Here is a 26,466-nt window from a genome sequence, read left to right as displayed (position 1 = left end):
CAGGCCGGCAGCCTCGACATGGACCAAGCCTTCCAAGCCCTACGCAACTACGCCCGCAGCCACAACGCCCGGCTCAGCGACACCGCCCAGCACATCGTCACCGGCACCCTCGAACCCGACCAAATCCTCACCCCATCCCCCCGCCCAGCACGGTGACCACACACCCCGCCGCCGAACCGGCCGAGGACCAACCATGGGACGCGGCGCTGGCCGAGATCATCACCGGCGCCCATGTAGCCAGCGCGGATGATCTGGTGGACATCATCGACCACGCGGTGGCGCGGCTGGACCTGTCGGTGCAGCTGTATCTGGTCGATCTCGCCCAACGCCAGCTCAACCCGGTGCGCCCGCAGGCGGGTCCCGTTCTTGGTGTCGACGCCACGGTTGCCGGCCGCGCGTTTCGCCTGGTCGAGATCATCCCGGCGGACGCCGCGGAGCACACGCTGTGGGTTCCGCTGCTCGATGGCACCGAACGCCTCGGAGTGGTGCGCATGGTCCTGCCCCCGAGGGCCGACCCCCACGACGACTGGATCCGGCGGCGGTGCTGGGTGCTGGCCGGGCTGATCGGGCACCTGGTGGCCGGCAAGCTGCCCTACAGCGACCGATTCCACCTGGTACGTCGCACCCTGCCCATGTCGATCGCCGCCGAACTGCTCTGGCAGCTGCTCCCGCCGCAGACCTTCGCCTGTGCGCAACTGGTGGTGGCCGCGGTGATGGAACCCTACGATCAGGTGGGTGGGGACGGCTACGACTACGCGGTGGACGCCGACCGCGCCCATCTGGCCGTGTTCGACGCGGTGGGCCATGACCTGGCCGCCGGCCTGACCACCACGCTCGCCCTGGCCGCGACCCGCAACGCGCGCCGAGCCGGCCAGGATCTGCTCGCCGCCGCGGCACAGGCCGACCAGGTCATCGCCGAGCAGGCCGGTAGCCGCTTCGCCACCGCTCTGCTCGCCGAGCTCGACCTGACCACCGGTGTGCTGCGCTACCTCAACGCCGGTCATCCACCCCCGGTGCTGATCCGTCGCGGCAGGATGATCAAGACCCTGCTCAGTCCGATCCGGGTGCCGCTCGGTCTTGGCCAGCTGTCCCCGGTGCCGCCCCGGGTCGGTTCGGAACAGCTCGAGCCGGGTGACCGGGTCCTGCTGCACACCGATGGCATCACCGAAGCGCGCGACGCGCGCGGAGCGGAGTTCGGGGTGGACCGGTTGGTCGACCTTGCCGAACGGCACCACGGCGGTGGCTTGCCCGCACCGGAAACGTTGCGCCGCATCGCCCATGCCGTACTGGAACACCAGCGGGGACACCTGCAGGACGACGCCACCCTGTTGCTGCTTGAGTGGGCGCCTACCGCACCGGCCGGCCTGCTCCCCACTTTCTGAGCCGGATTCCTGGAAGGCGAAGACACGTAGTCGGCGGCGAGTTCGGTCACCTGTGACCGATCGCACCCTGCTGGCACGATCGGCCTCGGCGTGGTCCCGACCAGGTCACGCACCGGCCTGTGCCGAGTCGCCCGACCGTGGCCGCGCGGGGTCAAGACCACGTTGGCTGAACAGGTTTAGGCCCTCCCGCGGGCGGTATCCCGGCCCCGCGACGCAGGACCGTACTGGTCCGCATGCCGCCCCCGGTCAAACAGAGCGCCGGTGTTTGCACAAACCGGCGCGCCCGGCTGGCGCGGCCCCGATTTCGTGTTCGATAACGGCGTATTCATCGTCTCGGCGCGAGAATTCTGACTGCAGAATTGAAGGACATTGACAATGGCACAATCGAATCAGTCGTTGCCGCGCGCGGGTTCGCCCACCGCGCCGGCTCCGGAATCGGCGATGAGTGAGGCCGCCGAGGTCGGGAAGTCGGCCGCGGAACGTGCGGGTGAGGTCAGCGCGGTGGTCGGTGAGCAGGCCAAGCAGGTGGCATCCGAGACCGGCACGCAGGCCAAGAACCTCCTCGAGGAAGGCGCGAACCAGTTGCGCGGCCAGGCCAGCGACGCCCAGCAGAAGCTGGCTGAGGGCCTGCACGGCATGGCCGAGCAGCTTCGGCGGATGTCTGACCGCAGTGACGATTCCGGGGTGGCGTCGGACCTGGTGCGGCAGGCGACCGAGCGGACCGAGCAGGTGGCGTCGTGGTTGAAGACCCGGGAGCCGGGCGACCTGATCGGCGAGGTTCGCTCCTTCGCCCGGCGCCGGCCTGGTGTGTTCCTGGCCGGTGCGGCCGTGGCCGGCCTGCTGGCTGGCCGGCTGACCCGCAACATCGCGGCATCGGCAAAGGACAGCGGCCCCGACCGGCGCGAGACGACGCCCTCCCGGCCCGCTGGTGCTGAGCAGGGCTGGCGGACCGAGCGGCCGGCACCGGGCGACACCGACCGCGCGCTGGGTGCCGTGGAGCAGGCGCCGACGGGTGCCGGGCCTGCGCGACAGGTGCGGCCCGGACCGGTCGCCTCGCCGGCCGGAGCCTCGGTCACGAACGGACCGGGTCCGGTGCGGCGATGACCGATTCGATGACCGGACCGGGCATCCCGGCCGGTCCCGGCGCGCACCCTGTCGACGTGGAGAACTCGTCGGTCGGTGAGCTGCTGGGCAACGTCACGCAGGATCTGATGACGTTGCTGCGCCAGGAGATCGCGCTGGCCAAGGCGGAGCTCAAGGTCGAGGCGAAGAAAGCGGGCAAGGCCACCGGAATGCTTGGCGGAGCGGGTTTCGCCGGCTACATGGTGCTGCTGTTCCTGTCTTTCGCGTTGTGGTGGGCGCTGGCCAATGTGATGGACCAGGGTTGGGCCGCGCTGATCGTGGCGGTGCTGTGGGCGATGGTCGGCGCAGGGTTGTATGCCGCTGGACGCGGTGCGCTGCGCAACCTCAACCCGACACCGGAACGCACCATCGAGACCGTCAAACAGGTACCCCACGCCCTCAAGCCGCACCAGGAGATGTCATGACCACCAATCCCGACCAGCTCCGCAGGGAGATCGAGCACACGCAGCGTGGGCTCAGTGCCGATGTCAACGCCCTGACCGAGAAAGTGACCCCCAGCCGCATCGTGCACCGCCGCGTGCACCGGGCCCGCCGCTCCCTCAGCGCCATGAAGGACACGATCATGGGCAGCACCTCCGAGTCCACCGACCGGCTGAGCTCGACCGCCTCCACCATGGGGGACAAGGTCTCCTCGGTCGCCTCGACCGTGGGGGACAACGTTTCCTCGGCGGCATCGACAGCGGGTCAGATGGTCACCGAGGCCCCCCAGGCCATGCGCCGGCAGACCCAGGGCAACCCGCTGGCGGCCGGACTGATCGTGTTCGGCCTTGGCTGGCTGACCGCCTCGCTGTTGCCACCGAGCAAGCGCGAGCAGGAACTCGCCGACCACGCCAAGGACCTGGCCCAGGAGCACATTCAACCCGCCGTCGGCGAGATGGCCGAACAACTGAAGGACAACCTGCGCGAGCCCGCCGAGCAGGCCGTCGAGTCCATCAAAGCGACCGCCCAGGACGCCGGTTCCACCGTGGCCGACGAAACCCGCTCAGCCGCCGAGGACATCAAGAACCACGCCCACGACGCCAAGGACAACATCAAGGAGCACGGCAACTCCGCACCCCGGTCAGTCTGATCCACCCCGCTGCCTAACCACCGGAAAGGTAGTCATGCGGTGGTTGGGCTCGCACGCCCCGGCCAGAAGGCCGGGGCGTGTGGGCGTGTCGGTTCGTCCGACGAACGGTTCCGTTCGGACTGTCCACAGAGGTCAGCCGCGTTGTTCAGTCGTGTCGGGGGAAGTGTGCGGTCAGGGCGGTGCCGTGGGAGGTCCGGTTGAGATCGACCTGCCCGGCCAGTGCCCTGATCAGCCGCAGGCCGTGACCACGGGTGCTGCCTTGTGCGGGAACCGAGTGTTTCCACGAACCGTGGTCGATGACCGAGAACGACACCGTGTCCGGGTCCAGCATGAGGGCGAGGTCCATCACCCCTGCCTCGTCCCGGCGGCGGTAGGCGTGCTCAACGGAGTTGGCGAGCGCCTCGTGAGCGGCAAGGACGATGTCCGCACGCATGGTTGCCGGGATATCCCGGTCGGAGAGCCAGCGTTGTATCCGATCGCGCATCCCCGGCAGCTGGTCACGGTGCGCGGGCACCGTGACCACCAGAAGATTCGGGTCGAACCAGCTCATCACAGTGATGGGATGCCCAGAAAGACCGGGGTTCACCCTCGAACATCGCCCAGTTCACCCTCGTGTCGTCGGGTGGCTCGATGATGGCGTCGTGGACCGGCTGCGGCTCCTGTACGTTTGAGCAAGTCCGAATGTGGAAATCCTATCTGGTCACTCGAGTCCCCGGTGGCGAGACCCTTTGACGTCGTTACCGGGAGGTAGCAGTTGACAACGATGCTGGATCGGTCCGCTTCGGAGCGTCGTGGAGCGGAGCCGATGTTGGCGGGGGAGAAGACACCCCTGCAAATGTTCTTGGTGAAGGTGTTCGCGGTCGTGCCGTTGCTGGCGTTGGCAGCGGCGGTGCCGGTGGCGTGGGGGTGGGGCCTGGGATGGGTCGACGTCGGACTGGCCGCGTTCTTCTACACCCTGACCTGCCTGGGTGTCACCGTCGGGTTCCACCGGTACTTCACCCATGGTGCGTTCAAGGCCAACCGAGGTCTGCGGATCACGCTGGCCGTCGTGGGCAGTATGGCGATGCAGGGCCCGGTGATCGGCTGGGTGGCCGATCACCGTCGTCATCACGCCTATGCCGACAGGGAGGGTGATCCGCACTCGCCGTGGCTTTACGGCACCTCGGCAGCGGCACTGGCCAAGGGGTTCTGGCACGCCCACATGGGCTGGATGTTCAACCGGGAACGCACCAACGCCCAACGGTTCGCGCCGGATCTGTTGGCTGATGCCGATATTCAACGGGTCGACCGACTGTTCCCGTGGCTGACGGTGCTCACCCTGCTTGCGCCCGCGGTGCTCGGCGGACTCATCACCATGTCGCTCTGGGGCGCGCTGACCGCCTTCTTCTGGGCCAGCCTGGTACGGGTCGCGGTGCTGCATCACGTGACCTGGTCGGTCAACTCGATCTGTCACATGATCGGCGAACGTCCGTTCGAGTCTCGGGACAAGTCGGCCAACTTCTGGCCACTGGCCATCGCCTCCATGGGCGAGTCATGGCACAACTCCCATCACGCCGACCCCACCTGTGCACGTCATGGGGTCCAACGAGGACAGATCGACGTCTCCGCCCGCGTCATCTGGGCCTTCGAGAAACTCGGCTGGGCCACCCAGGTCCGCTGGCCGCGACCCGAACGCCTCGCACGCAAACTCAAGGCCGCCCCGGAGCCCGGCCACTGACCAACTCACGAGGGCCGGGCCGATGCGCCCGGTCCTCCCAGCTACTGCCTCTCCGCTACGCCCGGTTGGCCCTCCAGGCGATGGCCGCGACGCGGGACGGGTAGACATTCAGGACCGTGTCCACGCCGGTGACCTGGAGCGGCCGCAGGATCACCCGGGTGGCGGCGACGACGCGAAGGTGGGTGTGCGGGCCGGCGTGCTGATGGGTTGCGACGAGCACGGAGATTCCGGCGGAGCCCATGAAGGCGACCGCGGTCAGGTCGACGACCAGTACCGCTGATCGTTCCCGCAGCAGGGCACCAAGGGTGTCGAGCAGGCGGGGTGCGGTGAGGGCGTCCAGATCTCCGGTCACGTCCACCACCACGATGTGCTGATCGTCGTGCCGGTGGACCGCGATGGTCAGATCCGGGCCGTCTGCAGCGACGGTTTGGACTGTCTGGCCGGGTGGTGTCGGCGGCGGGTGGGGCTCGGTTTGCAGATCGGTCTCCAAGGACGGCATGGCTGCCTCCGGTCAGGGGTCGCGGCATTCTGCGGCTCGAGCTACCGGGGTCTGGGGCTGTACGGACCCCGCGATGTCGTCGCGGGATCGCGTGCCAGGCGAAGCCTCACGCGAGTGTACAGGTCAATGTGCCGCGACAGGGGTGCGCAGGTGCAGCGGATGGTCCTGCGCGCCGTGGCGGCGGTGCGACCAGGGGAGACCGGAGGGGCCGCGGCGGAGCCACCCTGGTGGGGGTGGCTCCGGCGCGATTCTCGGTGGTCAGGTCGAAACTCACCCGAGCACGGTGTCGGCGGCCTTCTTCAGCGCACTGGGCTGGGCGGGCTTGCGGGGCGCCTTGGCCCGCAGTTCGATCATGCGGGCGCCGATGTCCCGCAGTTGGTTGCGGCCGAGGGCGGCGCGGACCTTGGGGAACCAGTCCCCTTCCTCCTCCGAGATGTGGTGGGTGACGCTTTCGATCAGGACCGTGGTCTTGGCGTCGAACCGCTCGTCGTCCGGGCTCATCGCCGCGAGCTCGGCGCACAGCACGTCGGCCACGTGGTGTTCCTCATAGGACTCCAGAACGTCGTCCTCCAGATCGGGAACCAGCTTGCGGACCTCCGGGTACAGCCCCTCGTTTTCGATGTAGGTGTGCACCGTGAGGGCCTCGAGGATACGATCGACGATCTTGCCCTTCGTCACCGTGGCATTCTCACCGGCTTGCTCGAACTCGCGGAACATGCCGCGGATCTCCTGGTGGTCCTCCTTCAGAAGCACGATGGCGTCTGTCGACATGGGACACATCCTTCTTGTTGATGTTCAAGGCTCAGGCATGGAGTGGGTCAACCGCTGTCCCTGGTGCGAACCCGGGGGCGGTGGCTGGTGTCGCACAGCGGGTAGCGTTTGCTGCGCCGGCAGGTGCACACCGCGACCATGAACCGGTCGGAGCGCACCGGAGTGCCGTCGGCGAGCACCAGGTCGACCGGCCCCTCGATCAGCATCGGGCCGTCCGGCACCCGTACCGTCCGGGGTGGCTCAGGCCGGGGGTTCGGTGCGGTCACCGCGGATCACCACCAGTTGCTCGTGCCGCTGGCCGGGCTCGATCAGGCCGGCGCGCTCCAGGAAGTCCACCCGGCCGCGCATCACCGGACCGAACGGCTCGATCGCTCGGGCCACCACCGACGCCTTCAACCCGCCGCCGCGCAGCTGGTGCAGCGTCCGGTCCACCCCGCACAGTTGCGAGTGGACGATCAGGATCAGGCCGCGCGGGGCCAGCAGCAGCGGGGCCAGCGCGGTGACCCGGTTCACCATCGCCCGGCCGTCCAGCCCGGCGTCCCAGGCCCGCCGCGGCCCGGCGTCCGGTACGTCCGGCCGCTCGCACGGCACGTAGGGCGGGTTGGCCAGGATCACGTCGAACCGGCGGCCGGCCGCCACGTCCAGCGCGTCGCCCCGGCGCACCCGCACCGGCAGGCCGCGCACCGCCGTGTTGAACCACGTCGCCAGGACCGCCCGCCGGGACACGTCCACCGCCGTCACCTCGGCGGCACCGGCCCGGGCGGCGGCCACCGACAGCGCCCCGGTACCCGCACCGATGTCCAGCACCCGGGCTTCGCTTGGCAGCGCGGCCTGTTCGATCGCCTTGGCGAGCAGCCAGGTGTCCGCCTGCGGTCGGTACACCCCCGGTGGTCTCAACAACATGCACGGGGTGTACCTCCTCAACCGCAGCGAAAAACCCTGCCGGACCGTCTCGTTCGGACACGCCCGGGTGGTCAGGTCAGTGGTTGCCCGCCGGTGACCGCGAGGACCTCGCCGGTGACATAGCTGGATTCCTGCGAGGCGAAGAACACATAGGCGGGGGCGAGCTCTGCGGGTTGGGCGGCGCGACCGAGGGGGGTCTGCTCGCCGAACGAGTCGACCTTCTCCGCGGGCATGGTGGCCGGGATCAGCGGTGTCCACACCGGGCCGGGTGCCACCGAGTTGACCCGGATGCCCTTGCCGACCAGGTCGGCCGACAGCGCCTTGGTGAACGTGACGATTCCGCCCTTGGTCAGGGCGTAGTCGATGAGCTCCGGCGAGGGTTGGGATGCCTGGATCGACGCGGTGTTGATGATGGATGCGCCGGGTCGCATGTGCGGGACGGCCGCCTTGCACAGCCAGAACATGGCGTAGAGGTTGGTCTTGAGCACCCGGTCGAACTGCTCGGTGGAGATGTCGAGAATCCCGCCCTTCTGGGACATCTGGTAGGCGGCGTTGTTCACCAGCACGTCGATCCGGCCGAACTCCCGCACCGCCCGCTCGACCACCCGCCGGCACTGCTCCTCGTCGCGGATGTCTCCCGGGACCGCCAGCGCCTGCCGGCCGGCCTGGCGGACCAACTCCATGGTCTCCTTCGCGTCGGCCTCTTCCTCGTCCAGATAGGACAGCACGAGGTCGGCGCCTTCCCGGGCGAAGGCCACCGCCACCGCCCGGCCGATGCCGGAGTCACCACCGGTGAGCACGGCCGTGCGGCCGACCAACCGCTCGGCGCCGCGGTAGGACCGCTCCCCGTGGTCCGGCCGCGGTTGCATCTGCGCACCGGTACCCGGGTGGTCCTGTACCTGGCCATGCTGCTGATCCGGTGTCGGGTACTGGGATCTCGGGTCCTGCTGGGCGTACTGGTCCTTCGTCAATCCGGGGTTCTCCTCATCCTCGTACTGCCGGCCCGACAAGGGCCGTAGCAGGGGATAGACCACCCGGCGCACGTCCAAACACCGTGCCGCTGTTCGTGTGATGCCATGCGTGAAGCCGCGGTGCCGAGGGTACGTCCCCGGAATCTGAGGACCATACCGACGAGTGGAGTGTTCACGTGGATCCGTACAAGCCGGCGAAGATCGTCATGGATGCGTTGGACAAGGCCGTGGCAAAGGTCACCGCGCTGCTTCCGCCGGCGATTCCCGGGGCGCCGGCGAGCGAACCGCCGCCGGTGAGCCCACCCGATGAGCCGCGCGAACCGTTGCCGCGCAAAGCAGACCAGGCGAGTCCGGCGGCCAGGACACCGACCGGGGCGGAAACCGAGGCCCCGGCGGATGCGGTCGGACAGCGGGGCGAGTACCTGACCACGGGGCAGGGAGCACGGCTCTACGACACCGATCATTCCCTCAAGGCGGGTGAGCGGGGTCCGACGCTGCTGCAGGATCACCACCTGCGCGAGAAGATCACGCATTTCGACCATGAGCGGATCCCGGAGCGGGTGGTCCACGCACGCGGCGCCGCCGCCCATGGTGTCTTCGTCGGCTACGGCACGGCGGCGAAGGTCTGCAAGGCGGAGCTGTTCGGCAAGGGCACGCAGACACCGGTGTTCGTCCGGTTCTCCACGGTGGTGGGGTCGCGTGGGTCGGCCGACGCGGTCCGGGACACGCGGGGTTTCGCCACGAAGTTCTACACCGGCCAGGGCACCTTCGACCTGGTGGGCAACAACATTCCGGTGTTCTTCATCCAGGACGGGATCAAGTTTCCGGACATCATCCACGCGGCCAAACCGCATCCGGACCGGGAGATTCCGCAGGCGCAGAGCGCGCACGACACGTTCTGGGATTTCGTGTCCCTGCACACCGAGGCCACCCACCACGTGATGTGGCAGATGTCCGACCGGGCGATCCCGCGTTCCTACCGGATGATGGAGGGCTTCGGCATTCACACCTTCCGGTTGGTCAACGCCGAGGGGGAGACCGCGCTGGTCAAGTTCCACTGGAAGCCGCGGGCCGGCGTGCACTCCCTGGTGTGGGAGGAGGCGCAACTGATCAACGGCGTCGACCCGGACTTCCACCGCCGCGACCTCGCCGACGCGATCGAGTCCGGCGCGTTTCCCCAGTGGGAGCTGGGCATCCAGGTGTTCCCGGACACCCCGAAGCAGACCTTCGAAGGCATCGACCTGCTCGACCCGACCAAGATCGTGCCGGAGGAACTCGCGCCCGTGCAACCGATCGGGATGATGACGCTCAACCGCAACCCCACGAACTTCTTCGCCGAGACCGAGCAGGTGGCCTTCCACCCCGGACACCTGGTGCCGGGCATCGACATCACCGACGACCCACTGCTGGCCGCGCGACTGTTCTCCTACCTGGACACCCAGCTGACCCGGCTCGGCGGCCCGAACTTCGCCCAGATCCCGATCAACCGCCCGCACGCTCCGGTCAACGACATGTTCCGCGACGGCTTCCACCAGGACGCGGTGCACGCGGGCGTCGCGCCCTACAAGCCCAACACCCTCGACGGCGGGTGCCCGTTCATGGCAGGCGAGGGCACCGCCTACATCGAGGTGCCGCAGGCCGTGGCCAGGTCGACCAAGCTCCGGCGGTCCCCGGCGAGCTTCGCGGATCATCTCAGCCAGCCGCGGCTGTTCTGGCGCAGCCTCACGCCGGTGGAGCGGGAGCACGTCGTGCGCGCGTTCACCTTCGAACTCGGCAAATGCTACGAACAAGCCATCAAGGAACGCGAGCTGCAGGTCCTGGCCAATGTGGACGGTGAGCTGTGCGCGCAGGTCGCCGCGGGACTCGGACTGCCCGCACCCGAACCGAACCAACCCGCCCACCAGGTCACGGCCAGCCCCGCGCTGTCCCAACTCGGCCGGACCTGGCCCCCGGACGGGCGCACCATCGGAATCGTCGTCGATTCCGACCACCTCAACGGCTTGCGCGGGCTCACCGGGGCCATCACCGCCGCCGGCATGGTGCCGCTGATCATCGCCGCGCACGGCGGAAGCCTCGACGACGGCCTGCACGCCCAGCGGACCTTCCTCACCGCCCGATCGGTCGAGTTCGACGCACTGCTCCTCGCGGCCAGCCCACCACCCGCCCGGGACGCGCCTGCCAGCAGAAACGGCACCGGCAAGCCGTCCCCTGTCGACCCCCGGGTGGTCACGATGGTCGAAGAATGCTTCCGCCACGCGAAGGCGATCGGCGGATGGGGCAGCGCCAAGGCGGCACTCGAGGCCGCCGGCGCCACCACCGGCGATCCCGGTGTCATCGTCGGCGACGATCCCACCGAGGTGCTCAACCACGTCATCGAACTCCTCGGCACCCACCGCGTCTGGGAACGCTTCCCCACAACCGTGTCCTGACCCGGTGGGCGCCGGTGGTACGGCGAAGGGGCCGGGCGAGGAATCGCCCGGCCCCTTCGGCTCACGTGCTCAGTCCTTGAAGACGTCCTTGACCTTCTCGACGGCCTGCTTGAGATTGCCCTTCATCTTCTCCACCGTGCCCTCGGACTCCAACTCCTCGTCGCCGGTGACCCGGCCGGTGGTCTGCTTGATCTTGCCCTTGACCTCGTCGGCCTTGGCGTCGAACTTGTCCTCTGTGCTCATATCGATCCTCCTAGCGGGAGGAGTGCCCGGTGCCGTCCACGGCAAACCCCAGGCCATGGGTGGTGTCCTCGCGTTCACGGACGTCCGTCGAACGGGTGTCCCTCGGTCGGAGGAACAATTGGTCGCCATGCCGGGACAGCGGCTGACGGAGCGAGGTTTCGCCGGCGTCCCAGGCGGAGAGCAGGTGATCGGCCAGTCGCTGCTCGAGCAGGTCGGTGGCTCGCACGCCGAATACGACGTCGGCGGCCAGTTCGGGCTCCCGGTCGAGCAGGTCGCCGAGCACGTCGCGGCGCATCACCTGCTCGTGCACGGCGTCGGCTTCGATGTGTTCGGTGTAGAACCGCACGCACGGCTGCGCCGCGCCCAGCCGGTGCAGTGCCTGGGCCATCCGTGCGGCGCTGGGCGCGGTGGTGATCTCGGCGGCGGTGAAATGCCCGACCAGTGCCCCGCGCAGCCCGCGATGCAGGCCGAACAGCGACATCAGGTTCACCGCGGCGATGGCCGGGGCCGGCACGATGTCGAGGTAGTGCAGGTAGCCGGGGTGCAGGCCGGCGGCCTGTAGCAGGTCGGCGAAGAGTTGGGCGTGCACCCGTTCGGCCCGGCCGGCGCCGAACTCGTCGAACTCGACGGCGACCAGGGATGCCTTGGCCTGTCCGGACAACCGCGGGATCACCCAGGCGTGCGGGTCGGCCTCCTTGAGGTGGTAGATCGAGCGATGCACGAAGTATTCCCGCATCTGGTTCGCCGTGCCGTTGTCCCGCAACCGGTGTGACACCCCGTCGCCCGGGATCGGCTCGACCAGCAGCGGATCCAACGCGGCCGCCACGTCGTCCCCACTGTCCACATCGGAGCGTAGGGCGGCCAGGAAGGTGTGCTCGAGCGCGGCTCGCAGCCGCAACAGATCCGGCTGCCATTCCCAGTCCGGGTGGACCGATCGGAAGCCGCGGTAGTGCAGCTCGTAGCAGACCTGCAACGCCAGCGTCAGGTCCTCACCGTAGGGATCGGCGCGGCCGGCCGCCTCGACCGGCAGCGGGCCGGGCGGTGGCTCGCGGCGCAGCGCCGCGATGACCGCGGCGGACAGTTCGCCCCGGGGGCGCGGCAGGCCGGGCACGGTGTGCAGGGCAAGTTGTGCGGTCATGATTCTCCGATCGGAGCCGGGTTCCGTAGGGTGCGTTCGGCGAGCAGGCGCACTACGGCCAGCGGTCCGCCGGCCGCGGCGCGGCGTTGGTGGTCGGCGCCGGTGCCCTCGGCGGACACGACCGCGAGTTCCGCGCGGACCACGGCGAGATCGCCGGCCTCGGCAAGCGCGGGGGACACCAGGTCGACAAGCTCGGCCAGCAGCCGGGCGGCCGCGACCGGACGCCCGGTCGGCAGGTGTACGGCCGGGCCGCGCAGGCCGTACCGGGCCGCCGACCACACCGCCGCCGCGGCCAGCTGCCCGTCGACTGGGGCCGCCTCCCGGCCGGCGGCGAGCTCGGCGAGCGCGGTGCGCACCAGGGCCCGGGACAGTGCGGCCTGCAACACCGCGCCGGCCACGGTGGCGGCGGTGTCGGCCACCCGCAGCTCCACCGTCGGCAGCCGCGGCGAGAGCCGGGCCAGCCAGAACGACTGGTGCCGGTCGGCCAGCACCCCGCAGTCCACCAGCGCATCGACCTGGTCGTCGTAGGCGGCCGCGGAGCCGAACCACGGCGCCAGACCCGACCCGGGAAACCGCGACTGGGTCACCATCCGCCAACTCGCGTATCCGGTGTCGGCTCCGCGGTCGAACGGCGAGTTCGCCGACAGCGCCAGCAACGTGGGCAGCCACGGCGCGAGGTGGTTGAGCACCCCGACGGCGGTGTCCCGATCCGGCACGCCGACGTGCACGTGACACCCGCACGAGTGGTAGTCGGCGACCACCCCGGCATACCTGGTGGCGATCCACCCGAACCGCTCGCCGGGACTGGGTGGCACCGGTGCGCCGGCCAGCACCGGGGTGCCGCTGGCGACCAGCCACAACCCGCCCGCCTCAGCCGCCGCGGCCAGGCGACGACGCCCCTGCTCCACCTGCCGCTCCAGCTCGGCCAGGTCCACGCAGACACCGGTCGCCGCCTCGACCTGGGTGCCAAGCAACTCGGCATGCACCGCCGCGTCCGGCGCCGGTCCTGGCAGACCCGCCGCCCGCACCAACACCTCGTCCGCCCCATCGACCGGTTGACCGGAAACCGGATCGACGAGCAGAAACTCCTCCTCCACGCCCACGGTCCGGCCGGCCCCGATCTCCTCCACCACCATGGCGGAGGAGATACCCCGTCCGCCCGCGCCCACACCCCGTGGCAGGCAGCAGACCGTCGCATGAGGACGCACCGACCGGTGACACGGGTGGAAGACCCGGGGTGTAGTGTCGGTCGTACCGAGAGTATTTCGTGTGCTGGCAATCAAGTCGGCGCCGTTCTCGGCGAATCCACCGGCCGCAGGGCGGCCACGGACAGGAGCACCGGCATGGTGCCGAGCCCGTACGTTCACCCCATTACCGCCGACGGCGGTCTGGTCTACCGGCGCAGCTAGCCCCTCACCGCCAGGTTGGACGTGGCTGGGGTCGTGATCACCAGCCGGCGCCTTCGCTCGGATCGGTGAGAAACCGCCGTTCACCCGCCGCGTCTCATCGCTGCTGCGACTCCTCGCAAACCCCGTCACCACCGCCGATCCCCACGGCGCAGCCGTCACCCCTTGCCGGCCGAGATACCCCCATGGTCGCCGAAGGGCGCTCGACGCCGCCGTGATCCGGCACCGCGATCGGTTCACCGAGAACCATCGCCACCCGGCCTTCGAACGGCCGCAACGAAAGGAACCACCGTGTCATCGCAATTCAGCAGAACCGTCGTTCTCGAGCCCGCCGCCCAGGCCTTCGCCGATGCCAACAACTCCCGGCCATACCTGTTCGAGCTCGGCGCCGAGCAGGGCCGCGCGGCCCTGCACCAAGTGCAGTCGGGCACGATCAGCAAGCCTGAGGCGGAGATCGCCGACCTGACCGTCCCCGGTGGACCCAACGGCGACGTCGCGGTCCGCATCGTCAAGCCGGTCGGCACCAGTGGCCCGCTTCCGGTCGTGCTGTTCGTCCACGGTGCCGGCTGGGTGTTCGGCGACACCACCACCCACGACAGGCTGATCCGCGAGTTGGCCGTCGGTGTGGGTGCCGCGGTGGTGTTCCCCGACTACCGGCGCTCCCCGGAGGCCCGCTACCCCTCGGCCATCGAGGAGTGCTACACCGTCGCCAAGTGGATAGTTGACAGCGGCGCGGAGCACGGTCTGGACGCGGCGCACCTGGCCGTGGCCGGCGACTCGGTCGGCGGCAACATCGCCGCTGCGCTCACCCTGCTCGTCAAGCAGCGCTCCGGCCCGACCTTCGCCGCGCAGGTGCTCTTCTACCCGGTCACCGACGCGTCGTTCGACACCGGCTCCTACCACCAGTTCGCCGAGGGCTTCCACCTGCGCCGCGACGCGATGATCTGGTTCTGGGAGCAGTACAGCACCGAGTCCCAGCGCGCCGAGATCACCGCCTCCCCGCTGCGCGCGACCAACGAACAGCTCACCGGACTACCCCCGGCGCTGGTCATCACCGCCGAGGCCGACGTCCTGCGCGACGAAGGCGAGGCCTATGCCGACAAGCTGCGTACCGCGGGCGTGGCCGTCACCGCGCAGCGTTACCCAGGCGCCATCCACGACTTCGTGATGGTCGACGCCATGGCCGACAGCAACGCCGCCAAGGACGCCACCGCACAGGCGATCCAGTTCCTCACCACCGCCCTGCGCCGTGGCCTGCCGCCGACGGCATCCAACTAACCAACACGACCGGGCGTGCTCCGCGATTGAGCGTTGCCGGAGGACATACCGGCCCGGCCCGGCGTTCGCCGAGCGCCCCGACAACGGGGGGTTCGGCGGACGCGCTCGTCGACCGGCGGCGTCGGCGATGCTTCCGTCCGGTCAGTGGCCGAACTGGGCTTCCAGTGCGCCGCGGCGGATGGCTACCTCGTCGGGGTCGTCGCCGAACACCAGCAGTTGAAGAGTGCTCTGCCGGACGGGGTTGTCGGTGCGGACGGTGTCGTGGCCGGCGATGGCGAGCAGGCCTTCGGCCGACAGTGCCGGCCGCAGTTCGGCGAGCAGTTCGGCGATCGGCGCGGGCACGGTCAGTTTCGTCGATTCGGCGGGCTGGTCGAGGGTGTCGGGTCGCACCGACTGCAGTGCCAGCAAGGGGATGGTTCCGCTGGTGATCCGGAAGTTCAGGTCGAGCATGACCAGTTGGCCGTCCCAGCTTTGGGCGCAGTCAAGGCTGCACAGGCCCCGGTAACCGAGGTCGGCAGCGCGCTGGGCGATCGCGACGCACTCGGCGAGCAACTCGGTTGGCGGCGGGGTGACCAGCCCGAAGATTCCGCCGACGTAGATTCCGGTGGCGTCGACGCGTTGTTCGGTGATGGCGAGAAGTCGCGCTCGGGCATCGACTCCGATGGAGAGCTGGATGCCCCAGTTGCGCCGGATCCGCAGGTATTCCTCGACCACGAACTCGCCGAGCACATCGGTGAAGGCCGGCAGCGTGATGTGGTCGCCCGCTCGGTGCAGATACACGTCGAGGCTGCCGCCGTGTGACTCGTCGGTCGCGGCCTTGAGTACCCAGGACGTGTCCGCCGGTGCCGCTTCGGCGAGTTGCCTGCGCGGTACGACCCTGCGGCGCGCTTGGAAGCGCGGATCGACGAGGGTGCTGATGCTGGCCTTGTTGTTCAGGTGGCCCACGAGCCGCGCACTCTTGACGGCGTGGTCGTCCGGGCACAGCGTGGTCGGCTGCGGGTATTCCATCGAGATCAGCAGACCGTCACCGATCGCCTCCCGCACGCGCGCGGCGAACTCCGCCTCGTCGCGGAACTCGCGCAGGTCGGTGCTGACCGGCAAACCGCCGTTGCGCAGCACCGCCAGCAGGGTCGGGTCGGTGCCACCCGCGCTGCAGATGACCGGTGTACCGGCGGCGACCGCGATGGGCCTTGCGGACAGCACGTCGCGGGTGTGGCGGTGCCTGCCCGGTGGCTCGGTGGGCGCCAGCGCCGGCCGCGCGCACATGGCGACGCCGGGACCGTAGACGTCGGCGAGAGCACTTGGGGTGGTGACGGCAGGCGAGCGCGGAGGGGAAAGGGTAATGGCGAATCTCCCGTGCGGTGCGGTCGAAACGTGTTGATATGACAAGGAAACAGCCGGCGCCCGCTGGCAGGCGGAGCTCACGAGCGAGATTCGTGAGACCGGTCGACGAACAGCCCAGACGCAAGCTGCCGGCGGGTCCGACCTGAGACGGCCGGGCGACCCTGCCTGCTCGATATACGGAACTCTACACGGTTCGTCCAACTGCCTTGCGCCTCGGAGGAAAACCCGGCCGCTGCCGTCACCTGTCGAGATTGATGACTTCATCGGGGCGCTGACCGCGTGGATGGCGAGTAGACTGTGAGGTATCCGGACACGATGACATTCCCGTTTCGAGGTGCCAGCCACGCCGGCTATCCAGGAACGGCCTCATGCCAGTCCGTCGACACCAGCGCACCGCTCCGATCGCTCCGCACCCAGCCACAGCGGCCGTCGAGCTGCCATGGTCCCGCACCGCCGTCGCGCCGGCCAGCACGCTTTGAGTACACAAAGGACAGAAAGGAGGTCGACCGCCATGCCGGTAACCGATGTGACCCCGGACGTCTCCGGCCACGCCGCCAGCGGTGAGGTTGCCGCAGAGTGTGCGGTATGTCCCCATCCCTGGACGTTCCACGATCGGATCGCGACCCGTTACTGCACCGCGACGGTCGCCGGGAAGTTCAACCGGGGTTGCGTCTGCACGGCCTACCCCGACGCCACGGAAATCCACAAGGAATAAGGAATGAGGACACGATGACGCACAACGGCACCTACGTCTCCCTGTACGACCTGAGGGTCAAGATGGTCCAGAAAGCGCTGCAGGACAACTCCGCACTCGACGACAAGCTCTCGTTCGACCTTGCGGTGCACGTGCTGCACGCCTTGGACCACATCCCCGAGAAGTCGCGTTGACCGGGCACGAGGCGTGGCCGACCTCGAACCCGGACACCGGCGCCGGCGCACCGGCGCCGGTGCGCGGCGGGGTGCGGTTACGGATGAAGCCGCACACGGCCACCCGCGGCCATGTGGACGGAGCCTGGTGGCCGCGATCCCACGATCCAGCCAGGGAATTCCCCGGGCTCGTGCTGGCGATGAGCTCATGGGTGGGCCCGGTCCGCCGGGTGTCCTATCACGTCGACGACTGGGACAAGACCAGGCGCGAGCTGACCGTGGAGGGCTGGTCGGTCACGGTGGTCGGGTTTCCCATGCTCGATGCGAACACGGTCGTGGTGACCGGGTCGAACCGGCGCCAGATGATGCTGCTGGTGGTGCCGCCGGACACGCCCGGCGGCCTCGCGCGGGCCGTGCTGAGGTCGGCGGCCGGACCGGACACCGTGGCCAGCGTCGAGGAAATCCTGGTGAGCAACGGTATCCGGCTCGACAGACGCACCCTGGCCCGGCCCGAGGTCGTGGAATCGGAACCGGGGCAAGGGAGAATGACCAGGCAGCCAGAGCTGGTCGAGCGGAGCCGCACGTGACCAACCCACCAAGCGCCGCACCCGACGGCCCTGCGCAGGACCCGACCGTGATCGCCCAGCGACTCAACCTCGCCACCGGATTCCAATCGTCCGAACGTGACTGGGTCGTCCACCGTCTGGCGGCACTGGGGTCGAGACTGCGGTCCTTCCCGGACACCCAGGTCGAGTTGGAGATCAGCATCAAGGAACGTCACGGTGCCGGTCAACGGATCACGCTGGAGTGCTGGATCAGCCGGAATCCCCGGCTGCATCTGGTGTCCACGTCGTCGGCCGGGGACGTGTCGGTAGCCGTCGGCGAGGTCCGCGACGACCTGATCCGTCAGATCGACGACGCCAAGACGCGCACCGAACATCGCGGCGGTCACGCTCGGCGGCCCACGCCATAGGGGTTCAGGCGGTCGCCGGGGCCTTCATCGACAGTGCCGCAAGCAGATTCCGGCCACGTTCGGCGGTGCGCGGCTGACACAGCACGTCATACCGGCGGGCGACGAGCTGGCTGTGCGAGAAGAAGTCGCGCTGCCCGTTGGTCGCGGCGTACCTGAACCCGGCGGAGGCGAGGCCGAATCCCACTCCGCCGACCAGGCCGATCAGAATCGGTAGCGGGCCGGCACCGGCCGTGAACAGGCTCAACAGCAAGCCGACGAACAGGCCGAGCCATGCTCCGGAGGCCGCTCCCGCGCCAAGCACCCGCTTCCAGGTGAGCCGGCCGGCCACTCGTTCGACGACCATGGGCTCGACGCCGACGATCGTGACACCCTGAACGGGGAACTCCTCGTCAGCGAGATGGTCGACGGCCCGCTGAGCCTCCTTGTAGGTGTCGTACGACCCGATCGGCCAGCCCTCCGGAAGTGTCGGCAGGTTCATGGTCGATGGGTGCTGTATGAGTGGTCTGGTCACACTCGTACCAACACCCGAGCAGCTCACGGTGATGGCGGATTCCGAATACTCACAGCTGATTCTCAGCGGACTTCACGACCGCAGCGGACCGCGTGCGCGAGCGGGTGACCGCGGGGATCACGAGCGGGGTTCCCGCCTCGGGGTCGATGATGACCCGGCAGGGCAGGCCGAAGACGTCCTTCACCAGCTCCGGGGTGACGATGTCGGCCGGATGGCCCTCGGCGACGATCGCGCCCGCGCGCATGGCGATGAGGTGGGTGCCGTAGCGGCAGGCGTGGTTGAGGTCGTGCAGCACGGCGACCAGCGTGCGGCCCTGCTGCTCGTGCAGGTCGGCGCAGAGGTCGAGCACCTCCACCTGGTGGGCGATGTCGAGGAACGTGGTCGGCTCGTCGAGCAGCAGGATCGGAGTCTGCTGAGCGAGCACGAGGGCCAGCCACACGCGTTGGCGTTGACCGCCGGAGAGCTCGTCGACCAGCCGGCCGGACAGGTCCGCGACCCCGGTCAGCACCATCGCCTCGGCGACCGCGGCCTCGTCGTCGTGCGACCACTGGCGCAGCAGCCGCTGGTGCGGGTAGCGGCCGCGGGAGACCAGGTCGGCGACGGTCATGCCGCTCGGCGCGATCGCGCTCTGCGGCAGCAGGCCAAGGCGCCTGGCCACCTCCTTCGAGGAGTAGGCGGAGATCAGCGCGCCGTCGAGGTACACGGCTCCCTCCCGGGGACGCAGGATCCTGGCGAGCGCGCGGAGCAGGGTGGACTTGCCGCACGCGTTGGGGCCGACGACCACCGTGAACTCGCCCGGTGGGATGCGCACGTTCAGCTCGCGCGCCACCACCCGCGCGTCGTAGCTCAACGTCACGTTCTCGGCCCGCAACGGCTCGTCCATCAGCCTCTGCCTCTCCGCCACTCGCGTCCGATCAGCCAGGCGAGGTAGACCCCGCCGATCGCGCTGGTCGCCACCCCGACCGGCAGCTGGACCGGAGCGAACACCCGCTGCGCGGCGAGATCGCTCACCGCCAGCAGCAGCGCCCCCATCAGCCCGGCGACGATCGGGCTCGGCCGGCCGCCACCGACCAGGCGGGCGGCGAGTTGTGGCGCGGCCAGCGCGACGAACACCACCGGACCGGCGGCGGCGGTCGCCACCGCGCAGAGCGCGACGCTGATCAGGATCAGCACCAGCCGGGTGCGCTCGACCGGAACCCCGACGGCCGTTGCGGCGTCGTCGCCGAGTTCCATCATCGGCAACCGGCGCGCGTAGCGGAGCACCAGCGGCACCAGCACGGCCAGCGCGACGGCGACCGGCGCGACGGCGTCCCAGCCGCGCGCGTTCAGCGAGCCGATCAGCCACACCTGCGCCGTGCGCGCCTGCTGCAGGGTCGAATGGATGATCAGGTAGGAGTTGACCGCCTCGAGCATCGCGCTGATCCCGATGCCGATCAGGATCAACCGGAAGCCCTGCACGCCGTTGCGGTAGGCGAGCAGGTAGATCACCACCGAGGTGATCAGGCAGCCGATGATCGCGCCGGCCGCGACCTGGTAGGCGTCGCCGTCGAAGACCAGGATCATGATCAGCGCACCGCTCGCCGCGCCGACCGTGAGCCCGACCAGGTCCGGGCTGCCGAGCGGGTTTCTGGTCAGGCTCTGGAAGAGCGACCCGCTGATCCCCAGTGCCGCGCCGACCAGCAGGCCGGTCAACAGCCGGGGCAGGCGAAGCTCGTTGACGATGAAGTCGTCGCCCGGCCGGCCTTCGCCGAACAGCGTGCGGAACACGTCGGCGGCCGGCATCGGGAAGTCGCCGATGGTCAACGCGGCGACGCCGACGGCCAGGATCGCCAGGAGCAGCACCGCGGCCACGAGCACCGAGCGCGGCCGCAGCCGCACCGACAACCCGCCGCGCGGCGTGCGGATGACCAGGCCGGGTCGCTCGATGGTGCTGGTCATGACATCGCCTCGCAAGCTCGGCGATGTCCGATCCGACGGCTCGCAAGCTCGGCGCCGGAACCGTGCTCAATGGCTCGCTCGCTCATGGCGCGGCGATCCGCCGACGCCGGCACAGCGCGATGAAGAACGGAGCGCCGAGGAACGCGGTGACGATCCCCGCCTGCAACTCCGCAGGGGCCACCACGACCCGGCCGACGATGTCCGCGCCGAGCAACAGAATCGCGGCCAGCACCATGGCGTACGGCAGCACCCAGCGGTGGTCCGGTCCGGTGATCATCCTGGCCACGTGCGGCACCGTCAGGCCGACGAACGCGATCGGGCCGGCGCCCGCGGTCGCGGCGCCGCAGAGCACGGTGACGGCCAGAATCCCGGCGGCCCGGGTGCGGCCGACGCCCGCGCCGAGCGCCCGCCCGGTCTCCTCGCCGAGCGCAAGTGCGTTGAGCGGGCGGGCCAGCAGCACCGTCACCACCAGGCCGGCCAGGATGAACGAGGCCACCTGCTCGACGACCGGGGCCTTGCGCCCGGCCAGCGAACCGACCTCCCAGAACCGGAACTCGTCGAACGCCCTCGGGTCGAGGTTGAGCACGACGTAGATCATCGCGCTGAGCGAGAAGCTGATCGCGGCGCCGGCCAGCACCAGGCGCTCGGGGCTCGCCGCCGCCCCGGTCGAACCGAGCGCGTAGACGACGACCGAGGCCACGCCCGCGCCGAGGAAGGCGAGCCAGATGTAGCCGCCCATCGAGGTGATCCCGCCGTAGGCGATACCGATCACCACCGCGGCCGCCGCACCCTGGCTCACCCCGAGCAGGCCGGGGTCGGCGAGCGGGTTCCTGGTCAGCGCCTGCATGAGCGCGCCCGCGGCCCCGAGCGCGGCACCGACCAGGATGCCGAGCAGCGTCCTGGGGATCCGCAGGTCATGAATGATGATCGCGTTGCTGGACCCGTCGTTGGTCCATAGCGCCTCCCACACCGAGGCGAGCGACATGCCCTTGGTGCCGACCGCGACGCTGGCCAGCGCCACGACCGCCAGAACGCCGAGCGCGACGAGCAGGCCGACGCCGCGGGCCAGGGCCGACCGCGACCGCACCGCTGCCGGTCGGGTGTCGGTTGCCACGCGTCGACCTCTTCTTGATCTCCGGTAGGTAGGTTAGGCAAGGCTAACAGTAAGCTGAGGCAATCCTAATAAAGTCGCCGGTCCGGAGGTGCCGAGCCATGCCGACGGGACGCGCCGTCCTGCGCACCGCGACCTGGGGTCAGCGCCGCTACCTGCTGCCGGCCGCCGTGCTGTTCGCCGTGCACCAGGCCGGCGAGGCGATGGTGCCGGTGGTGATCGGTGTGATCATCAACGAGGCGGTGGCCACCGGCAGCGCCGGCGCGCTGCTGACCTGGCTGGCGGTGCTCACCGGGGTCATCGCCGCGCTGTCGTTCGCCTACCGGTTCGGTGCCCGGGCGGGGGAGCGGGCGTCCGAGCAGGCCGCCCACGACCTGCGGGTCCGGCTCACCGAGCGGATCCTCGACCACCGTGGCGGCGCCGAGGTCGGCCGGCTGCCCGGCACGCTGGCGAGCATCGCGACCAGCGACGCCAAGCGGGTCGGCCTGCTCGGGTTCGCGCTGCCGCTCGGGCTCGCCGCGGTCGGCGGTCTGCTGGTCGGCGGGTTCGCGCTGCTGTGGATGTCGGTGCCACTCGGGCTGCTGGTGCTGCTCGGCGCTCCTCCGCTGCTGTGGCTGGTGAACCTGCTCGGCCGGCCGCTGGAGAGCCGAAGCGACGTCGAGCAGGAGCGCGCCGCACATGCCTTCGGCGTTGCCGCGGACCTGGTCGCGGGCCTGCGGGTGGTCAAAGGCATCGGCGCCGAGGCGGCCGCGGTGGCCCGCTACCGGAGCACGAGCCGCGACGCGTTCGCCGCGACCATCCGCGCGGCCTGGGCGCGGGCCGCGTACGGCGGTGCCATGCTGATCATGAACGGAGTATTCCTGGCGCTGGTCGCGCTGCTCGGCGGCTACCTGGCGATCCGGGGGCGGATCAGCATCGGTGAACTGGTCGCGGCGGTCGGGCTGGCGCAGTTCCTGCTCGGGCCACTGGACGTGTTCGCCTGGGTCGGCTCCGAGCTCGCCGCGGCGCGCGCGTCGGCGGCGCGGATCGCGGAGATCCTGGCCACGCCACCACTGCTGGCGCAGGGCGACACCGCACTGCCGGATCCGCCGCGGGGCGCGTTGCGGCTAAACGGGCTGGTCTACGAAGCGCTGCGGGACTGCAGCCTGGACGCCCACCCCGGCGAACTGCTCGGGGTCGCCGCCGAGCCCGCCGAGGCCGCCGCCCTGCTGCGGTGCATCGGCCGGGCCGCTGACCCCGAGGCGGGCACGCTCGAGTTGGACGGCGTCGCGCTCACCGAGGTGGCGCCCGCCGAGGCCCGGCGCGCCATCCTGGTCGCCGCGCACGACGCCGACCTGTTCGAAGGCTCCGTGCTGGACAACGTGCTGGCCGCCGCCCCCGGCGGATCGCCGGCCGCGGCCATGGCGGCCAGCGGTGCGGACCAGGTGGTCGAGTCGCTGCCGAACGGCCTGGACACCCCCGTCGGCGAGGGCGGCCGGACGCTGTCCGGCGGCCAACGCCAGCGGGTCGCGCTGGCCAGAGCGCTGGCCGCCGAGCCGGCCGTGCTGGTGCTGCACGACCCGACCACCGCGGTGGACGCCGTGACCGACGCCAAGATCGCCTCGGGCATCCGCGAGCTGCGCGCCGGCCGCACCACGATCATGGTCACCACCAGCCCAGCCCTCCTCGCGGTCAGCGACCGCGTCGTGGTGCTCGACGACGGCCGCGTTCGCACCGAGGGCACCCACGCCGAACTGGTCGACCGCGACCCCGCCTACCGGACGCGGGTGCTCTCGTGAGCCGTGAGCGGGAGCGAACCATGGAACACCGTGAGCGGGAGCGAACCATTGAACACGGTCGGCTGCCTACCGCGACACCGCGGCGGACCCGGGCCGTGGTCGCCGGGCTGCTGCGGCGGCATCGGGGGCTGACCGCTGCGGCGGTGGCGACGATGATGGCGGCGACGGCGTCCGGGTTGGTGGCGGCGCCGGTGCTGGGCCACATCGTCGACCTGGTTGCCGGTGGCGGCGAGGCCGGTGGGCTGGTCGGGCCGGTGCTGTTGCTGGTCGGCGTTGCGCTGGCGCACGGCATCCTGGCCACGCTGGGGGTGGCGCTGGTGGCGCGGCTGGGTGAGGGCGTCCTGGCCGGGCTGCGCGAGGTGTTCGTGGAGCGGGCGCTGGGGTTGCCGTTGGACCAGGTCGAGCGGGCCGGGTCGGGGGACCTGACGTCGCGGGTCACCAACGACGTGACGGTGATCGGCACGGCGGTGCGCGAGGCGTTGCCGGAGTTCGTGCGGGCGGTGCTGATCATCGGGCTGACCCTGGTCGGCCTCGCGGTGCTGGACTGGCGGTTCATGGTCGCGGCACTCGTGGCGGCGCCGGTCCAGCTGTGGACCGTGCACTGGTACGCGCGGCGGGCCGGACCGCTGTACGCCACCCAACGGGTGGCCGCCGGGGACCTGCAGCATCAGCTGTTGGGCACGATCGGCGGCGCGCCGACGGTGCGGGCGTTACGGCTGACCGCCGAGCATCGAGACCGGGTGACCGCGCGCTCGGCCGACACCGTCGAGCTGACCATGCGCGGTATCCGGCTGCAGACCCGGTTCTTCGCGCGGCTCAACCTGGCCGAACTGATCGGCCTGGCGGCGGTGCTGGTGGTCGGGTTCCTGCTGGTGCGCTCCGGCGCGGCGACGATCGGCGCGGCGACCGCGGCGGCGTTGTACTTCCACGGCCTGTTCAACCCGGTGAACACCGCACTCGCGCTGGTCGACGACGCGCAGGCGGCGTCGGCGAGCCTGGCGCGGCTGGTCGGCGTGGTCGACCTGCCGGCCGCCCCCACGCCGGAGCGCACCGCGACCCCGGTGGACGGCGCGGTGAAGGTGGTCGACCTGGCGCACGAGTACGTGCCGGGTCACGAGGTGCTCCACGGCGTGCACATCGACATCGCGCCGGGGGAGCGGGTGGCGCTGGTCGGCGCGAGCGGCGCGGGCAAGAGCACGGTGGCCAAGCTCGTCGCCGGGGTGCACCGGGCCACCCGGGGGTCGGTCAGCCTCGGCGGGGTGGATCTCGCCGAGCTGGCCGCCGGCGAGGTCAGGCGCACCGTCGTGCTGATCACCCAGGAGGTGCATGTCTTCGCCGGCACGCTGGCCGAGGACCTTCGGCTGGCGCGGCCGGGGGCGAGCGACGAGGAGCTGCGCGCGGCCCTGGAGCGGGTCCACGCGGACTGGGTGACGGCGTTGCCGGACGGGTTGACGACCGTGGTCGGCGCGGGCGGACACCGGCTGACCGTGGCGCAGGCGCAGCAGCTCGCGCTGGCGCGGTTGGTGCTGGCCGATCCGCCGGTGGCGATCCTCGACGAGGCGACCGCGGAGGCCGGGAGCGCGGGGGCCCGGGAGTTGGAGGCGGCGGCGGAGCGGGCGCTGGCCGGGCGTACCGGGGTGGTCGTGGCGCACCGGCTGACGCAGGCGGCGGCGGCCGACCGGGTGGTGGTGCTCGAGGCGGGGCGGGTGGTGGAGACCGGCCCGCACGCCGAGTTGGTCGCGGCCGGCGGGCGGTACGCGGTGCTGTGGCGGGCCTGGGCGTCGGGCCGCTTGACGGATTAGTTAGGTTAGGCAAACCTACATTGGAGGATCCAGGATGCACCGTCACGTCGACGCCTTAGCGCGACGCCGGCCGGTGGCGGCCGCACTCGTCACCGCCGCACTCGCCGCGGGCCTGCTCAGTGCCTGCTACCACGCCGAGACCCCGGCCACATCGACCACGTCCGGTCCGGCCGGCACCTACGTGCCTGCGGGGTTCCCGGTGACCGTCACGCACAAGTACGGCACCACCGAGATCACCGACGTGCCGCAGCGCGTGGTCGCCGCCGGCTTCCGCGACCAGGAGTACATGCTCGCCCTCGGCATGGTCCCGGTCGGCATCCGCGACTGGTACGGCCCCGAGCACCCCTACGAGCAGTGGCCGTGGGTCGGCCCGGCGCTCGGCGGTAAGCCGGCTCCGGAGATCCACAGTGGCTTCGACGAGCTCAACCTCGAGAAGATCGCGGCGCTGCGGCCCGACCTGATCACGACCGTCTACTCCGACGTCAGCAAGGAGGTCTACGACCAGCTCTCCAAGATCGCCCCGACGGTCGCCCAGGGCGCCGGCGCCGAGGACTTCACCATGTCCTGGCAGGACGAGACCAAGCTGATCGGCCAGTCGCTCGGCCGCGCCAAGCAGGCCGACGAGCTGATCGCCAGTACCGAGAAGTCGTTCACCGACGCGGCGGCCGCGCACCCCGAGTTCAAGGGCAAGACGATCGGCGTGCTGCAGTTCGGCGACCCGGGCAAGTTCTACGTGCTCAACCCGACCGACCCCAAGGCGCGGTTCTTCACCGACCTCGGCTTCACCGTCCCGGACAGCCTCGTGCAGCTGGTCGGCTCGGAGTCCAACAAGGAGGTCAGCTTCGAGCGTCTCGACCTGCTCGCCGACCTCGACCTCGTGGTGTGGCTCTCCGGCGAGGACCCCGACTCCAAGGCGCTCGAGGACGGCGTCAACAACGACCAGCTCTACCAGAGCCTCAAGTCCGTCAAGGAAGGCCGCGACATCTTCCTCACCAAGGGCAGCGACGCCCTGGCCTGGGGCAGCCCACTGAGCCTGCCGAGCGCGCTCACCGACATCGTTCCCCAACTCACCCCCGCCCTCGACGGCAAGCCGTAGCCCAACCGCTGAAGGACACCGCAGGCCAGCCGGGCGGGCGGAGCGTTTACCAACCACACACCCCAGTAGGGCGGCGCCGCAGGCGCCGCCCTACTGG

At 70.3% G+C, this 26,466-nt stretch carries 29 protein-coding genes; 15 read left to right on the top strand and 14 right to left on the bottom strand.

The features are described 5' to 3' along the window. The first annotated feature begins 18 nt into the window (after window positions 1-18). The 5 genes from VFV67_RS35270 to VFV67_RS35250 all read left to right on the top strand — a co-directional run bounded on the left by VFV67_RS35270 (window position 19) and on the right by VFV67_RS35250 (window position 3,594). Window positions 19-156 carry a hypothetical protein gene (locus VFV67_RS35270; protein ID WP_326475060.1) on the top strand — a complete coding sequence of 46 codons (138 nt, stop codon included), beginning with the start codon at window positions 19-21 and terminating at the stop codon, window positions 154-156. Continuing rightward, complete coding sequence (locus tag VFV67_RS35265; protein WP_326475054.1) at window positions 153-1,382, top strand: PP2C family protein-serine/threonine phosphatase; 1,230 nt, start codon at window positions 153-155, stop codon at window positions 1,380-1,382. The genes VFV67_RS35270 and VFV67_RS35265 overlap by 4 nt, the downstream gene beginning before the upstream one ends. A gap of 441 nt (window positions 1,383-1,823) precedes the next feature. After that, window positions 1,824-2,486, top strand: a complete 663-nt coding sequence (locus VFV67_RS35260; RefSeq protein ID WP_326475053.1) for a hypothetical protein — start codon at window positions 1,824-1,826, stop codon at window positions 2,484-2,486. Beyond that, window positions 2,483-2,929 (top strand): phage holin family protein, encoded by a 447-nt coding sequence (locus VFV67_RS35255; protein ID WP_326475052.1) that lies wholly within the window; start codon window positions 2,483-2,485, stop codon window positions 2,927-2,929. Before VFV67_RS35260 ends, VFV67_RS35255 begins: the two co-directional genes overlap by 4 nt. Then, the gene (locus VFV67_RS35250; RefSeq protein WP_326475051.1) at window positions 2,926-3,594 is read left to right on the top strand and encodes a DUF3618 domain-containing protein; all 669 of its coding nucleotides are present in this window, start codon (window positions 2,926-2,928) and stop codon (window positions 3,592-3,594) included. Before VFV67_RS35255 ends, VFV67_RS35250 begins: the two co-directional genes overlap by 4 nt. Before the next feature lie 145 nt (window positions 3,595-3,739). Here the strand turns inward: VFV67_RS35250 and VFV67_RS35245 are convergent, their stop codons facing one another. Next, entirely contained in the window at window positions 3,740-4,144 is a 405-nt protein-coding gene (locus VFV67_RS35245) for an ATP-binding protein (protein WP_326475050.1), read from the bottom strand. 255 nt (window positions 4,145-4,399) lie between these two features. On the opposite strand from VFV67_RS35245, the gene VFV67_RS35240 reads away from it, so the two are divergent. Beyond that, window positions 4,400-5,311, top strand: a complete 912-nt coding sequence (locus VFV67_RS35240) for an acyl-CoA desaturase (RefSeq protein ID WP_326475059.1) — start codon at window positions 4,400-4,402, stop codon at window positions 5,309-5,311. 55 nt (window positions 5,312-5,366) lie between these two features. On the opposite strand, the gene VFV67_RS35235 is transcribed toward VFV67_RS35240, so the two are convergent. The 5 genes from VFV67_RS35235 to VFV67_RS35215 form a co-directional block, all read right to left on the bottom strand. After that, window positions 5,367-5,810, bottom strand: a complete 444-nt coding sequence (locus tag VFV67_RS35235; RefSeq protein WP_326475049.1) for an STAS domain-containing protein — start codon at window positions 5,808-5,810, stop codon at window positions 5,367-5,369. A gap of 270 nt (window positions 5,811-6,080) precedes the next feature. Next, window positions 6,081-6,581 (bottom strand): hemerythrin domain-containing protein, encoded by a 501-nt coding sequence (locus VFV67_RS35230; protein WP_326475048.1) that lies wholly within the window; start codon window positions 6,579-6,581, stop codon window positions 6,081-6,083. Between the two features lie 47 nt (window positions 6,582-6,628). Then, window positions 6,629-6,787 carry a CDGSH iron-sulfur domain-containing protein gene (locus VFV67_RS35225; RefSeq protein ID WP_326475058.1) on the bottom strand — a complete coding sequence of 53 codons (159 nt, stop codon included), beginning with the start codon at window positions 6,785-6,787 and terminating at the stop codon, window positions 6,629-6,631. Between the two features lie 34 nt (window positions 6,788-6,821). Further along, entirely contained in the window at window positions 6,822-7,484 is a 663-nt protein-coding gene (locus tag VFV67_RS35220) for a HemK2/MTQ2 family protein methyltransferase (RefSeq protein WP_326475047.1), read from the bottom strand. 71 nt (window positions 7,485-7,555) lie between these two features. After that, a complete protein-coding gene (locus tag VFV67_RS35215; protein WP_326475057.1) occupies window positions 7,556-8,353 on the bottom strand; it encodes an SDR family oxidoreductase in 798 nt (265 codons plus the stop codon). Between the two features lie 278 nt (window positions 8,354-8,631). Here VFV67_RS35215 and VFV67_RS35210 point away from each other — a divergent pair, with 278 nt between their 5' ends. Further along, window positions 8,632-10,884 (top strand): catalase, encoded by a 2,253-nt coding sequence (locus VFV67_RS35210; protein ID WP_326475046.1) that lies wholly within the window; start codon window positions 8,632-8,634, stop codon window positions 10,882-10,884. Between the two features lie 69 nt (window positions 10,885-10,953). Here VFV67_RS35210 and VFV67_RS35205 read toward each other — a convergent pair whose 3' ends face one another. From VFV67_RS35205 to VFV67_RS35195, 3 genes are read right to left on the bottom strand one after another with little or no spacing between them, the layout of a single operon-like run. Beyond that, a complete protein-coding gene (locus VFV67_RS35205; protein WP_326475045.1) occupies window positions 10,954-11,127 on the bottom strand; it encodes a CsbD family protein in 174 nt (57 codons plus the stop codon). A gap of 10 nt (window positions 11,128-11,137) precedes the next feature. Further along, window positions 11,138-12,265 (bottom strand): iron-containing redox enzyme family protein, encoded by a 1,128-nt coding sequence (locus tag VFV67_RS35200; protein WP_326475044.1) that lies wholly within the window; start codon window positions 12,263-12,265, stop codon window positions 11,138-11,140. Further along, a complete protein-coding gene (locus VFV67_RS35195; RefSeq protein ID WP_414636403.1) occupies window positions 12,262-13,434 on the bottom strand; it encodes a carboxylate-amine ligase in 1,173 nt (390 codons plus the stop codon). The genes VFV67_RS35200 and VFV67_RS35195 overlap by 4 nt, the downstream gene beginning before the upstream one ends. Window positions 13,435-13,962: 528 nt before the next feature. Between VFV67_RS35195 and VFV67_RS35190 the strand changes: the two genes are divergently transcribed. Next, a complete protein-coding gene (locus VFV67_RS35190; RefSeq protein WP_326475042.1) occupies window positions 13,963-14,949 on the top strand; it encodes an alpha/beta hydrolase in 987 nt (328 codons plus the stop codon). A 141-nt stretch (window positions 14,950-15,090) separates the two neighbouring features. On the opposite strand, the gene VFV67_RS35185 is transcribed toward VFV67_RS35190, so the two are convergent. Then, the gene (locus VFV67_RS35185) at window positions 15,091-16,494 is read right to left on the bottom strand and encodes a hypothetical protein (RefSeq protein WP_326475041.1); all 1,404 of its coding nucleotides are present in this window, start codon (window positions 16,492-16,494) and stop codon (window positions 15,091-15,093) included. A 238-nt stretch (window positions 16,495-16,732) separates the two neighbouring features. Here VFV67_RS35185 and VFV67_RS35180 point away from each other — a divergent pair, with 238 nt between their 5' ends. From VFV67_RS35180 to VFV67_RS35165, 4 genes are read left to right on the top strand one after another with little or no spacing between them, the layout of a single operon-like run. Next, window positions 16,733-17,008 (top strand): RGCVC family protein, encoded by a 276-nt coding sequence (locus VFV67_RS35180; protein WP_326475040.1) that lies wholly within the window; start codon window positions 16,733-16,735, stop codon window positions 17,006-17,008. 14 nt (window positions 17,009-17,022) lie between these two features. Further along, a complete protein-coding gene (locus VFV67_RS35175; protein WP_326475039.1) occupies window positions 17,023-17,181 on the top strand; it encodes a DUF6307 family protein in 159 nt (52 codons plus the stop codon). Beyond that, on the top strand, window positions 17,178-17,747 hold the full coding sequence (locus tag VFV67_RS35170) for a DUF5994 family protein (protein ID WP_326475038.1): 570 nt from the start codon (window positions 17,178-17,180) through the stop codon (window positions 17,745-17,747). The genes VFV67_RS35175 and VFV67_RS35170 overlap by 4 nt, the downstream gene beginning before the upstream one ends. After that, window positions 17,744-18,133 carry an HPF/RaiA family ribosome-associated protein gene (locus VFV67_RS35165; RefSeq protein WP_326475037.1) on the top strand — a complete coding sequence of 130 codons (390 nt, stop codon included), beginning with the start codon at window positions 17,744-17,746 and terminating at the stop codon, window positions 18,131-18,133. Before VFV67_RS35170 ends, VFV67_RS35165 begins: the two co-directional genes overlap by 4 nt. Window positions 18,134-18,137: 4 nt before the next feature. Here the strand turns inward: VFV67_RS35165 and VFV67_RS35160 are convergent, their stop codons facing one another. The 4 genes from VFV67_RS35160 to VFV67_RS35145 all read right to left on the bottom strand — a co-directional run bounded on the left by VFV67_RS35160 (window position 18,138) and on the right by VFV67_RS35145 (window position 21,696). Further along, window positions 18,138-18,611 (bottom strand): general stress protein, encoded by a 474-nt coding sequence (locus VFV67_RS35160; protein ID WP_326475036.1) that lies wholly within the window; start codon window positions 18,609-18,611, stop codon window positions 18,138-18,140. Between the two features lie 82 nt (window positions 18,612-18,693). Further along, window positions 18,694-19,527 (bottom strand): ABC transporter ATP-binding protein, encoded by an 834-nt coding sequence (locus tag VFV67_RS35155; protein WP_326475035.1) that lies wholly within the window; start codon window positions 19,525-19,527, stop codon window positions 18,694-18,696. Next, window positions 19,527-20,582 carry a FecCD family ABC transporter permease gene (locus VFV67_RS35150; RefSeq protein ID WP_326475034.1) on the bottom strand — a complete coding sequence of 352 codons (1,056 nt, stop codon included), beginning with the start codon at window positions 20,580-20,582 and terminating at the stop codon, window positions 19,527-19,529. The genes VFV67_RS35155 and VFV67_RS35150 overlap by 1 nt, the downstream gene beginning before the upstream one ends. A gap of 82 nt (window positions 20,583-20,664) precedes the next feature. Further along, entirely contained in the window at window positions 20,665-21,696 is a 1,032-nt protein-coding gene (locus VFV67_RS35145; protein WP_326475033.1) for a FecCD family ABC transporter permease, read from the bottom strand. A gap of 98 nt (window positions 21,697-21,794) precedes the next feature. On the opposite strand from VFV67_RS35145, the gene VFV67_RS35140 reads away from it, so the two are divergent. Genes VFV67_RS35140 through VFV67_RS35130 form a run of 3 tightly spaced genes read left to right on the top strand, consistent with a single transcriptional unit; the run spans window position 21,795 to window position 26,369 of the window. Continuing rightward, a complete protein-coding gene (locus VFV67_RS35140) occupies window positions 21,795-23,471 on the top strand; it encodes an ABC transporter ATP-binding protein (RefSeq protein ID WP_326475032.1) in 1,677 nt (558 codons plus the stop codon). A 20-nt stretch (window positions 23,472-23,491) separates the two neighbouring features. Continuing rightward, the gene (locus VFV67_RS35135; protein ID WP_326475031.1) at window positions 23,492-25,273 is read left to right on the top strand and encodes an ABC transporter ATP-binding protein; all 1,782 of its coding nucleotides are present in this window, start codon (window positions 23,492-23,494) and stop codon (window positions 25,271-25,273) included. Window positions 25,274-25,307: 34 nt separating this feature from the next. Further along, complete coding sequence (locus VFV67_RS35130) at window positions 25,308-26,369, top strand: iron-siderophore ABC transporter substrate-binding protein (RefSeq protein ID WP_326475030.1); 1,062 nt, start codon at window positions 25,308-25,310, stop codon at window positions 26,367-26,369. Window positions 26,370-26,466 lie beyond the last annotated feature (97 nt).

Origin of the sequence: Actinophytocola sp. (assembly GCF_035762905.1) — a bacterium.
Taxonomy (GTDB): domain Bacteria; phylum Actinomycetota; class Actinomycetes; order Mycobacteriales; family Pseudonocardiaceae; genus DASYTH01.
This window is presented reverse-complemented; position numbering and strand designations above follow the sequence as displayed.